At 73.5% G+C, this 10528-nt stretch carries 13 protein-coding genes; 3 read left to right on the forward strand and 10 right to left on the reverse strand.

Going from position 1 to position 10528, the window contains the following annotated elements:
* Window positions 1-18: 18 nt before the first annotated feature.
* The 10 genes from AC5L34_RS07485 to AC5L34_RS07530 all read right to left on the reverse strand — a co-directional run bounded on the left by AC5L34_RS07485 (window position 19) and on the right by AC5L34_RS07530 (window position 7946).
* The gene (locus AC5L34_RS07485) at window positions 19-816 is read right to left on the reverse strand and encodes an AAC(3) family N-acetyltransferase (protein WP_494824217.1); all 798 of its coding nucleotides are present in this window, start codon (window positions 814-816) and stop codon (window positions 19-21) included.
* Window positions 813-3158 (reverse strand): FxsB family cyclophane-forming radical SAM/SPASM peptide maturase, encoded by a 2346-nt coding sequence (locus AC5L34_RS07490; protein WP_441174101.1) that lies wholly within the window; start codon window positions 3156-3158, stop codon window positions 813-815. Before AC5L34_RS07490 ends, AC5L34_RS07485 begins: the two co-directional genes overlap by 4 nt.
* Window positions 3130-3303 (reverse strand): hypothetical protein, encoded by a 174-nt coding sequence (locus AC5L34_RS07495; RefSeq protein WP_363905382.1) that lies wholly within the window; start codon window positions 3301-3303, stop codon window positions 3130-3132. The genes AC5L34_RS07490 and AC5L34_RS07495 overlap by 29 nt, the downstream gene beginning before the upstream one ends.
* A 95-nt stretch (window positions 3304-3398) precedes the next feature.
* Window positions 3399-4301: a DUF4231 domain-containing protein gene (locus AC5L34_RS07500; protein WP_494824170.1), complete on the reverse strand. Its 903-nt coding sequence runs from the start codon at window positions 4299-4301 to the stop codon at window positions 3399-3401.
* A gap of 70 nt (window positions 4302-4371) precedes the next feature.
* Window positions 4372-4818: a SitI3 family protein gene (locus tag AC5L34_RS07505; protein WP_441174043.1), complete on the reverse strand. Its 447-nt coding sequence runs from the start codon at window positions 4816-4818 to the stop codon at window positions 4372-4374.
* A 14-nt stretch (window positions 4819-4832) separates the two neighbouring features.
* A complete protein-coding gene (locus AC5L34_RS07510; RefSeq protein WP_441174102.1) occupies window positions 4833-5255 on the reverse strand; it encodes a CdiA C-terminal domain-containing protein in 423 nt (140 codons plus the stop codon).
* 185 nt (window positions 5256-5440) lie between these two features.
* Complete coding sequence (locus AC5L34_RS07515; RefSeq protein WP_441174044.1) at window positions 5441-5968, reverse strand: DUF6244 family protein; 528 nt, start codon at window positions 5966-5968, stop codon at window positions 5441-5443.
* A 173-nt stretch (window positions 5969-6141) separates the two neighbouring features.
* Window positions 6142-7200: a tryptophan--tRNA ligase gene (gene trpS / locus AC5L34_RS07520; protein WP_494824172.1), complete on the reverse strand. Its 1059-nt coding sequence runs from the start codon at window positions 7198-7200 to the stop codon at window positions 6142-6144.
* 86 nt (window positions 7201-7286) lie between these two features.
* Window positions 7287-7463: a hypothetical protein gene (locus AC5L34_RS07525; RefSeq protein WP_157747272.1), complete on the reverse strand. Its 177-nt coding sequence runs from the start codon at window positions 7461-7463 to the stop codon at window positions 7287-7289.
* A gap of 33 nt (window positions 7464-7496) precedes the next feature.
* Complete coding sequence (locus tag AC5L34_RS07530; RefSeq protein WP_250100307.1) at window positions 7497-7946, reverse strand: PRC-barrel domain-containing protein; 450 nt, start codon at window positions 7944-7946, stop codon at window positions 7497-7499.
* Window positions 7947-8234: 288 nt separating this feature from the next.
* Here AC5L34_RS07530 and AC5L34_RS07535 point away from each other — a divergent pair, with 288 nt between their 5' ends.
* From AC5L34_RS07535 to AC5L34_RS07545, 3 genes are all read left to right on the forward strand, one after another.
* Window positions 8235-8702 (forward strand): hypothetical protein, encoded by a 468-nt coding sequence (locus tag AC5L34_RS07535; RefSeq protein WP_494824173.1) that lies wholly within the window; start codon window positions 8235-8237, stop codon window positions 8700-8702.
* Between the two features lie 125 nt (window positions 8703-8827).
* Window positions 8828-9391 (forward strand): alpha-ketoglutarate-dependent dioxygenase AlkB, encoded by a 564-nt coding sequence (locus tag AC5L34_RS07540; RefSeq protein WP_494824175.1) that lies wholly within the window; start codon window positions 8828-8830, stop codon window positions 9389-9391.
* Between the two features lie 29 nt (window positions 9392-9420).
* Window positions 9421-9684 carry an SCO4848 family membrane protein gene (locus AC5L34_RS07545; protein ID WP_089002984.1) on the forward strand — a complete coding sequence of 88 codons (264 nt, stop codon included), beginning with the start codon at window positions 9421-9423 and terminating at the stop codon, window positions 9682-9684.
* The last annotated feature ends 844 nt before the right edge of the window (window positions 9685-10528 follow it).

Genomic DNA, 10528 nt, shown 5'->3' on the forward strand with positions numbered 1-10528 from the left:
TCTGCGCTGCCCCGCCCGTCACCGCCGGTGCTCATCCATCCACCCCCGGGCGAAGTCGACGGCCACCCGGACGCCCACGAGCCGACAGTCGGCGCGGCCGACCCGCCCGTGCCGCACCGCGCCGGTGTCCGTCAGGGCCAGGCCGATCAGCGGGAAGTCGGTGTCGTGCAGGTCCGGGGCCCGGAAGTCGCGCCGGACCCGCCGGCCGGCGGCGTCGCGCACGTAACACCGGTACGCCCGGGCGACCGGCGGCCGGCGCAGCCGGTACTCGGCCAGGTGGAACGCCGTGCAGACGGACCAGCCGACGCCGACCAGCAGCACCACGGCGTCGGCGGCGTAGAGCGCGCCCAGCGGAGAGCGTTCGCCGAGGTGGCAGTCGAGGTCGTGGACGGCGGTCAGCCGGGCCGCGTCGGGGCCGAGGGCGGCGAAGGAGGTCTGCGGGTGTCGGCTCCGCGCCGCCCCCGGCTGTAGGCGTACGTGCTCGGCGAAGATCCCCATGCCCTGGGAGGGGCTGTGCTCCGGGTCGAACGGCGCGATGGCCGCCTCGGCCGCCGCGACCTCGGCGGCGCTCATCCCGGCGGTCGCCGCCCGGAACGGCCGCGACGTCGTCGAGTTTCCGGCCGTCTGCGCCGGTACGACCACCGTGCCCGACCCGCCCAGCACGTCCCGCAGGGCGGCCAGCAGGGCGGCGGGGCCACCCGCGAGCCGGCCGACGCGGGACAGGGCGCAGTGCACCAGCACGGTGGCCCCCGGCGGCAGTCCCAGCGCCCGCAGGTCCGTCGCCAGCGGGTCGCGCCGGAGCAGACCGGCGGTCACGACCACCCGTCCACCGTGGCGCGCATCCCCCGGACGAACCGCTCGCCGGTGGCCGTCAGCGCGTCGACGCCGAGCAGGGCGTCGAGGGCCCCGTCGGTCCACGCCCGGTAGCGACGGAAATTGCCCCCGGCGGCCGGGCCGGGGCGGTGCCGCCACACGTCGGCGACCGCCAGGCGGGCGTACGCGCCGTGCAGCACCTCCGCCAGGGGGCGCGGGTCCTCCCGCCACGGCACGCGCAGCGTCCGGTTCCCGGCGCGCTCGAAGAGGGCGCAGACGTCCCGCACCGCGCCGAGCTTGAGGTGCTGCACCTCGTGGACCAGCAGCACGGCGAGGGTGGCGTCGTCGGGTACGGGCATGACGGCCACCGCGCCGAAGGCGGCGCCGGCGGCGGCGCTGCGGGAGCGACCGGCCGGCGCCGCGCGCAGCGGCACGACGGCCCGCAGCAGGGTGCGGACCCCGGCCGCGTAGCCGGGGGTCTCGGCGTCGATCCGCCGCACCGCCCGCTGCACCTGCCGCGTCCACCGCAGCGCGGCGGTGTCGGACAGGCGCGGTTCGACCGGCAGGTCGTAGCACTCCCGGTGCGGGTCGGTGTCCTCCAGCAGCAGCCTGTCCCCGCCCACGCGGAGGGACCGCACCGGCAGCCAGCCGTCCGGTCCGTCCTCCCGCGCCGGGTCGCCGTCGTGGCCCGCGTCGGCGGTGACCCGCCGTCCGGCCAGCCGGACGTCCCCGTCGTCGGTGACGAGTCGGACGACACCCCGTTCGCAGCCGACGGCGAGCGCGCCGAGCGTCGGCAGGCTGACGACCCCGTCGCGCACCGGGACGGGCAGGTCGGCCCGGACCCCGGCGCGGACGGCGGCGGCCGCCGCGACGCACGCCAGGTAGGACAGCTCGGCCGCGCCGTCCCGGCAGCGCCGGGCCCAGCGGCGTACGAAGGGATGGGCCAGCACGGCGCGCACGGCGTCGGGGTGCGCGTCGTCGAGGTGCACCAGCAGCCGCCACCCGTCGGCCGCCACCGGGTCGCCCGCGGCCCGCTCGCTGAGCGTGACCAGCAGGGCGCGCACCATCGCCAGGTGGACTGCGGCGAGCTGTGCCGCCGAGGCCGCCGTGCCGGCGCCGGAGGCGAGGTCGTCGAGGACCCGCTCGTCGAGCGGGTCGGTGGGTCGGGTCGGCTCGTCGGCGACCGGGGCCGCCGTCACCACCCGGACGAGCTTCAGCAGGTCCGGGCAGTAGGCGGACGGGTTGTCGAAGCCGCTGCCGGCACGGTAGCGGTGGGCGTAGAGGCCGCCGCCGCAGTGCCGGACCACCGGGCACGCGCGGCAGGTCGCGCAGAGGCCGGCGAGACCGCTCTGTCGTACGGCGATCGCCGGGTGGGCCGCGGCGTCGTCCACCCGGTGCCGGAAGACGTCCAGGCCGGTGGCGGCGGCGCCGTCGAAGGCGGACTTGAGCGAGTCGACCTGCTCGAAGGTGCCGTCCGTCTCGACGACGACCAGGTCGGCCGGGCTGAGGCCGACCGCCTCGCTGCGGCTGCCGTGCCCGGACGCGGTGGAGAGCAGGGACTCCAGCAGGCGGATCGGCACCGGCCGCCCGTCGGCCAGCCAGCGCCGGTAAACCGCCAGCAGCCAGTCGGCGTACGGCGTGGCGCGCCCGTCGGGCCGGGCGGGCCGGTTGTCCCAGTTGGCGTGCGGCAGCAGGAAGTCGACGCGCGGCGGCTCCTCGGCGAGCAGCGCCTCGTACACCCGGATCGGGTCGTTGGCGAGGTCGACGGTGCAGAGGATGCCCGCGTAGCTGGTGCGGTAGGCGGGGCTGCGCAGCAGCGACAGCGCGCGCAGCACCTGCCGGTGGCTGCTCGACCCGTTGGCGTGGCGGCGGTGCCGGTCGTTGGCGGCCCGGTCGCCGTCGAGGGAGATCCCCACCTTGACGTCGTGGGCGACCAGCACCTCGCAGGTCGCCGGTGTGAGCAGCACACCGTTGGACTGCATCCGCAGGTCGAGCCCGGCCACCGGCTCGATGACGCGGCGCAGGGTGGCGGCGGTGGCGTCGAGGCGGGCGGCACCGGCGAGCAGCGGCTCGCCGCCGTGCAGCACCACCCGTACGCCGTCGAGCCGGTGCGCCGCCGCGTGCTCCGCGATCCGCTCCGCGACGGCACGCACGGTGGCCGGGGCCATCATCCGGGGCTGGCGTCGCCAGGACTGGTCGGGGTGTTCGTAGACGTAGCAGTGGTCGCAGGCGAGGTCGCAGCGGCTGACCAGCTTGAGCACGTACTGCGTCAGCGGGGCGACCCGGTCGGTGGGTCGGCGACCCGGCTCGGCCGGCTCAGATCGCAGAGTTGAAGGCCGCGACATCGACACGGGCCGGACGATCCTCCCCACGGCTGGTCACGCGGGCGACGGAACGGGCCCGGTCGAGCGGGATGCGGCCGAGCGGGGTGCGCCGGAGGTCGTCCAGCGGCGGTGGGCTGAGATCGGGCTGGCGTGCGGTGCGATCCACGTCGGTTCCCCATTCAGTCGGGAGTGGACGGAGGGCCGCCCACCGCGACGGTCAACGACGACTATCGACGATGCTATATGGCACAACCTGTGATGTCACGGCTGCGCAGCGCCATCCTGCTCGATCGTCCGCGCCATCCAGCCCTCGTTGGACAGCGAGATGATCCGCTCGGCCTCGGCGACGAACGCGTCGTCGTCGGCCCAGCCCAGCCCGGCCTCGCGGGCCGTACGCAGCCGGGTGAGCTGGTCGGCGGTGCGGGCGTACTCGATCTGGTGGTGCTCGTACTGCTGGGCGGAGCCGTAGCCGACCAGCGCGGTGGTCACGGCCGCCGCGACGCCGATCCAAGCGGTGAACCCGAGGCTGTCGCCGAGCACCCCGACCGTCGCGGAGACCAGGGCGGCGGCGATCGTGAGCCCCGTCGCCGCGTACCGCACCCGCCTGGCGGCGCGGGCCATCCGGCGGGCGGCCGGCAGGTAGTAGGCGTCGACCTGCCGCTGCACCCGTTCCGTCACGTACGTCGCGACGTCGGAGACCGCCGGCAGCGGGCGGGCGGCCGGCGGCGCGTCCAGGGTGCGGCCGACCAGGTCGCCGGCGTCGTCCATGAGCGCGTCGAACCGGCCGAGCAGGACGGCGTCCCGGTTCGGGCCCCGGAACGGGGCGACCCCGGCGAGGTAGCGGTAGGTGTCGGCCTTCAGCGCCTCGGAGACCGAGCGGAGCCGGGTCCACGCGTGCACCGCGTCGCGGGAGGCCCACCGGGCGGCCAGCGGTACCACGAGCAGCGCCGCCGCCGCGACGATGGCGAGCGCCCGGCCCGCGCCGGGACGGGCCGGCCCGAGCTGGTTGGCCAGGGTGCCGCACACGGCGGCGCCCACGGTGAGCCCGGCGACCGTCAGGCGCGCGCGGGTGATGACGCGCTTGGCCTCGCCGGACGCCTGTGACCAGGCCGCCTGCCGCTGCCAGACCGTCGCGACCGCTGTCGGGACATCGAAGTTCGCCACGATCCGAATGGTAGGACGGCCGCGCCCGTGCGACGGGGGCCCGGAAGGCCGGGCGAGCCGGTCCGGCGGGTCAGCTGGGCAGGAAGCTGTCGTACGTCTCGTCGTACCAGTCGGCCTCGTTGTGCCGGCGGACCACGCCGTCGACCCGGGTCAGCAGCAACCAGTTGTCGTTGAGCACCAGCGCCGCGTCCTCGGGCCGGTCGGCCAGCACCCGGCCCACGGTCCGCAGCATGTGCGGCCTGCCGAGGTCGCTCAGCCTCTCCTTGCGCATGTGGAAGCCGATGTCGACGTGGTTCTCCGGCTCCCACGCCCACACAGCCCCGTCCGCCTCCGCCTCGTAGTACCCGTGGCTGCCCGACGTGATGCTGACGGCGAAGCCGCACTCATCGTTGAGGTCGGCGCTGAGCAGGCGGTTGCCGGCCGGCGTCGGTGTCTCGGTGGCGCCCGGTGCGGCGAGTTCGGCCACCAACTCCAGCGGGATGTCGCCGGCGAGCGTCAGTCGATAGGTGATGGACATGTTTTCGGCCTTCCTCAGTCCCGCCAGACGATCTGGACGATCGTGCCGCTCCGTGTGACCGCCACCAGCTCCTTCAATGCCGGCACCGGCCAGTCGTCGAACTGTCGCTGCAAGGCTGCGAGTTCTCCCTGCCAGTCCTGGAGGTTCAACACCACGCGCTGGGTCTGGGCGTCCGTAACCTTCCTCGTGACCGCGCTTCCGATGGCGCGGACGGAGGTGGTGGGACCGGGAGCGTAGCAATCGAAGATGTGCCCTTCGACCAGGTAGTCCGGGGACCTCTTCGGATCGACGACGTCGCCGGTGCTCAACTGCGCATCCGCGATCTCCTGTTTCGTCGGGTTCTGGTGCACCCGGTAGCCCTCGTAGGCGATTTTTTCGGCGGTCTCGTTCTCCAGTTCCAGACTGCGGCGTTCCGTCGGTCTCTCCCTGGCCGGGATCCGGGTACGTGGCCCGCTCGGCGTGCCGCCAGGGGCGCCGGTACCCGGCCTGCTCCAGGGCACGTGTCCGTGCGTTGGGCCGTGCGCAGGGCCGTCGTGTCCGGTGCGGTCGTGAGCCGCCGAGGCGGTGGTGGGGGCGGGGTCTGCGGTGGTCGGGCTGGTCGGGGTGCTGCCGCCAGCCCCGGTCAGTTTCCCGCGGAGCCCAGCTGTCGGGCCTCGCCGATCGCCGTTTCGACCGCCTGCCGGGCGGTGGCGGTGCGCTGGGCGACCAGGCTCAGGACCTGCGTGATGCTCTCCAGGGACTGCACGAGGGGGCCGGGTTGGCCGCCGTGCAGGACGGTGGTGACGAGTTGTCGTGTCTCGCGGACCTGGGCGATGGTGGCGGCGGCGGTGTCGCGGATGCCGTCGCACGCGTTCTGCACGGGTGTCAGGCCGGTGATCGTCTCGTGTGGGCTGGCCTCCTGCGGGACGGCGGCGGTGGTCGTCGTGGCCTCGCCGATGGTCGTGGCGAGGCCGCCGAGGCCGCCGCGGACGGCGGAGATGCCGTCGCGTACGCGGGTCAGGCCCGCCGCCACGGCGGCGAAGCCGGCGCCGGCGGCGCGCAGGGCCACCTCCTGCGCCTGGTTGTCGGCGGCGGAGGCCAGCGCCTGCGCCCTGTCGACGCCGGTCGCCAACGCGCGCAGTTCCCCGGTGATCTTCTCGATGTGCGACACGCGGCCGACTCCCCCGATCGACGACGATGAGACACCGAGAAACTAGCGACATGTGCCCCGAACCCGCCAGGCCAATCGGGTGGGCAGGGCCGCGTCGGACGAGCCGCCTCCGCCGCCTGCGCCGCCACCACGCGGCCCGCCTCCCGCAGCGTCCGCTCCGGTCGTACGCCCGCTCAGGCCGGCGTGGCGGTGGCCTTGCGGTGCCGCTCGGCCCGGCGGCGCACCTGCGTGTACGCGCTGGTCAGGCCCATCGCCCGGCGGACCTCGACGAGGGTCTGCCGCACCTCGTGCCGGGTCCGTTCCGTGCCCTCGAAGATCAACTGGTCGACCAGTCCGGGTTCGGCCTCGATCCGGGCCCGGCGTTCCCGGATCGGGTCCAGGAACCGGTCGAGTGCGACGGCCAGCTTCTCCTTCACCTCCACGTCACCGACCCGCCCGGCCCGGTAGCGCTCCTTGAGGTCGTCGACCTGCGCCCGATCGGGGTTGAAGAGGTCGTGGTACGCGAAGACCGGGTTCCCCTCGACGGTGCCGGGCACGTCGGCGCGGACCCGGTTCGGGTCGGTGTACATGCCCATCACCGCGCGGCGGACCGTCGCCGAGTCGGCGGAGAGCGCGATCGCGTTGCCCCGGCTCTTGCTCATCTTCGCCCGGCCGTCCGTGCCGACCAGGGTCGGCGTCTCGGACGCGATCGCCTCGGGTACGGGGAACACCTCCCCGTAGAGGCGGTTGAAGCGCCGGGCGATCTCCCGGGTCACCTCCACGTGCGCCGCGTTGTCCTTGCCGACCGGGACGACCTGCCCCTTCACGCAGAGGATGTCGGCGGCCTGGAGCACCGGGTAGCCGAGCAGGCCGTAGGGCATCTCCTCCTTACCGGCGTCGCGGGCCATCTCCTTGAGCGAGGGCACGCGCTCCAGCCGGGGCACCGTGACCAGGTTCTGGAAGAGGGTGTTCAGGTCGCCGACCTCCGGGATGGCCGACTGGAGGTAGAAGGTGGCGCGCGCCGGGTCGACGCCGGCGGCCAGGACGTCGGTGACCATCTCCCGGGCGTTCGCCGCGACCCGCTCGATGTCCTCGCGGGTGTTCCGGGTGGTGAGCATGTGCAGGTCGGCGATGATGAAGAAGCTCTCGTAGCGCTGGTGCAGCCGCACCCGGTTGGCGATGCTGCCGACGTAGTGGCCGAGGTGCAGCCGCCCGGTGGGACGGTCCCCGGTGAGCATCCGTGCGACGGACATGGTGGTACGCCTTTCGTGCCTGGTGGAAGAGGTGTGCGCGGGCGCGCGCCGACCGGGGATGTGCTCCGGGGTCGGTCAGGGTCGGCTCAGCGAGCCGAGCGCCATCGCGCGCCGTCGCGGAACCGCAGTCCGCCGGCACGAAGTACGTCGATCATCCGCTCGCGGCCGTCGTCGGAGCGGGTCGGAGAGGTGGTCACGACGCCGAGCGGGAGGCCGTCGACGGGGTCGACGGCCTCCGGCGCGTAGCTGATCGGCCGGACCACGCTCCCCACGGTAGCGGGTCCGGCCCTGCCCGCTCAGCCCTGGCGGTAGCTCTCCCGGTAGTAGTCGCCGATCCGGTCCCGGTAGCCGGGCTCGCCGTACGCGTCCGGATCGAAGGCCGGCGAGTCCTTCACCTGATCGCGGGTGCGGTCCACGTGGACGGTGCGCTCCAGGTGGTCCACCCGCGTCACCGTGCCGGCGGGCAGCAGGACCTTTCGGCCGAAGATCCACGGCCCGGTGTCCACCACCAGCCAGCGGGCGTCGGTGTCGTCGCTGGCCTCGTCGACCGAGCCGATCCGCCCGTCGGTGGCCTCCACCCGGTAGCCGACCAGGTCGAGCGGGGTGCCGGGACCGGGGGCGTCCGGTCCGTCGCCGCCGGGCTCCGGCCCGTCCGGCGGGGCTGAGTCGGGGTTGGCGCCGGAATATCCGCCGGCGAGGGCGGACGGGTCGCGCCAGGTCCAGGGATTGAAGGTCGACGGCTGCACGGGTCACCTCCGATGACGGTCTGCGCCGGTCCCGGAGGGCAGTGCCCCGCCCACGCCCGCCGGAAACAACGCGGCAATTCTTGGTTCACTGGAACGTCTCGGGTGCGAAGTACGTCATATTCGCCGGACGTCGATGAACGGCGCGTTCCGGTCGCAGGTGGGAGCGGCGGAAACTGTGGGCGCGCACATTCGGCGGCAATGCGAGGTGTCCATCCGGCACATTCGTTCCGTCGCTGCGGGCCGACCATTCTGGTCCCGCATCTTCCGCAGCGAGAAAAGGGGACACGGATGTACCGCACCATTCGCCGGATCGGGGTGGTTCTCGTCGTCGCGCTCGGCCTCGCGGCCGGGACCGGCGCCGCCGCGCAGGCCGCCGTCGTCAACCCCGTCACGCCGCAGTCGCTCTGCGGGCCCGGCTACGGAATCCTCGACCAGGACCCGATCCGCCACGCGGAGACCGGCGCTCCGCTCGGCACCGTCTACCTGCTGTACCACCCGGTCACCGGCTACGGCTGCACGGTCACCGTCAAGTCCGCCTACGTGGGCGCCCCGACCCGCACCCAGGTCTACCTCGCCGCCCCGTACCTGCCGACCCGGACCGACGACGGCGACAGGTTCTGGGCGGCCGGGCCGACCCGGGCGTACGTCAGGGGTGGTTGCGTCATCTGGGGCGGTTTCATGGCCGACGCGGGCGGCACGATCCATTACCACGACCGGGCGAACCCGGCGATCGGTGGCATCGGCACCTGCTTCTGAGACAGCGGTCCGGGGAGGTCCGTGATCACGCGGGCCTCCCGTTCGGCGACCGCGTATCCGAATTGTCGACCGCAGTTGAGAAATCGCGCGACGGGTGCCGTTGCGCCGCCGTTATCGTCGGTCCCATGGGGCGGATGCGGGGCGTCCACGAGCGGCCGGCGGGACTGACGTACCAGCCGGAGCTGATCGAGCCCGACGAGGAGCGGTCACTGCTGACCGCGCTGGCGGCGTTCGACTTCCGGGAGGTCCGCATGCACGGACGGATCGCCCGGCGGACGGTTTGCCAGTTCGGCTTCGACTACGACTACGGCTCCTACCAGCTCACGGCCGCCGAGGCGCTGCCCGTCGAGCTGCACGGGGTGCGGGAGCGCTGCGCCGCGCTCGCCGGAGTCCCGGCGACCGCGCTCGTCCAGGCCCTGGTCACCAGGTACCCGCCGGGCTCGGTGATCGGCTGGCACCGCGACGCGTCCATCTTCGGGCCGACCGTCGTCGGCCTCTCGCTGGGCTCCGCCTGCCTGTTGCGCTTCCAGCAGGGCACGGGCGACGACCGCAAGGTGTACGAGGTGGAGCTGGCGCCACGGTCGGCGTACGTGCTCGCCGGCGCGGCCCGGGAGCGCTGGCAACACAGCATCCCCCCGGTGCCCCACCTGCGTTACTCGATCACCTTCCGGCAACTCCGCCATCCCTGACCGCCGACGCGCTGGCATACTCGGCGGCCATGGTGCTGTCGCGAGGCTGGGCCCTCTTCCTCACCGGGGTCGGAGTCTGGACCTGGGTGATCTGGCCGAGGTTCGCGGTCGCCATCTGGAACGATCCCCGGTCCTGGTCCTCCGGCACGGTCGGGGAGTTCCCGGCCACCGGCTTCCTCTGGATCCACGCCCTGCTGATCGCGGCGTCCCTGCTCATCGGCACCACCGTCGGTGTGCTCGGCGTCCGCGCGTGGCGGGTGGCCCGCCGGCGAGCCGAGGGCCCGGCTTCCTGACCTACCGCGCCGATCGCATGTGGTGAGCACGCCGCCAGCGTTCGTCCTGGCCGTTCCGGGTGGCGGCGACGGCGGGCGGCTCCGGGGCCGGGAATACCGGCGCTCGCCGGTGCGCTGACATCCCTCGGACGCCGTGATCCAGCTCAGCTCCGGCTCCACCCGACCCGGTGTCCCGCCCTTCGGGCAGTCGGGTGCCACGCCCTTCGGCCCGGCGGCGAGGACTCGCCCGACTGGCGTGCGGCCTGTCGTGCTGGCCCTGACCAGGCGGGATAGCGAGCCGGTAATGGTGTGACGGGCGCCGCTACCCCCCGATTTGACGTTCAAACCAGCAGACGCGTAACTTTCTCTCTGCCAGCGCGGAACGGGGCAAACAGGGCGAAGGTCCTGGGGTGCCGAACCGAGCTGGTGCCGGGTCGGACAGGGTGGCAACCCTGGAGGGCGCGGTCCGGGCGGGGCTCGCCGAAACTGCCGCGAGGCGGATTTGGCGCAGCGGAGCCGACCGGGTAAGGTTCACGGCCGGCAGGGAACCGGGCGAGCTCGCGGGAGACCGCAGAGCGGCCGGTCTGCCAAATCGATGATCAATCACAGCGGTCCGCCGCTGCGTGCGCTCGTCGCCGCCAACCCGTACGAAGCACGACAGACCGGGACAAACGGTTTGACACGGCGAAGACGGCGAGGTAACGTAGTAAAAGTGCCCGGCGCGAGAGCGGCGGGGGCGCGAACGAAATGCCCCGGGTCGGGGGCTCCACGGTGTGGGGTTTCCGGGCGGTGTGTGGTTGTTCTTTGAGAACTCAACAGGGTGCTTGATAAGCCAGTGCCAAAATGATTTATACCCCTGGACTGG

The sequence above is a fragment of the Micromonospora sp. ZG13 genome (assembly GCF_059359355.1).

Coding starts and splice junctions, on each gene's coding strand:
- AC5L34_RS07490 (WP_441174101.1), bottom strand. CDS start 3,158: ATGTCGCGGCCTTCAACTCTGCGATCTGAGCCGGCCGAGCCGGGTCGC.
- AC5L34_RS07505 (WP_441174043.1), bottom strand. CDS start 4,818: ATGTCCATCACCTATCGACTGACGCTCGCCGGCGACATCCCGCTGGAG.
- trpS (WP_494824172.1), bottom strand. CDS start 7,200: ATGTCCGTCGCACGGATGCTCACCGGGGACCGTCCCACCGGGCGGCTG.
- AC5L34_RS07535 (WP_494824173.1), top strand. CDS start 8,235: ATGTACCGCACCATTCGCCGGATCGGGGTGGTTCTCGTCGTCGCGCTC.
- AC5L34_RS07540 (WP_494824175.1), top strand. CDS start 8,828: ATGGGGCGGATGCGGGGCGTCCACGAGCGGCCGGCGGGACTGACGTAC.
- AC5L34_RS07545 (WP_089002984.1), top strand. CDS start 9,421: ATGGTGCTGTCGCGAGGCTGGGCCCTCTTCCTCACCGGGGTCGGAGTC.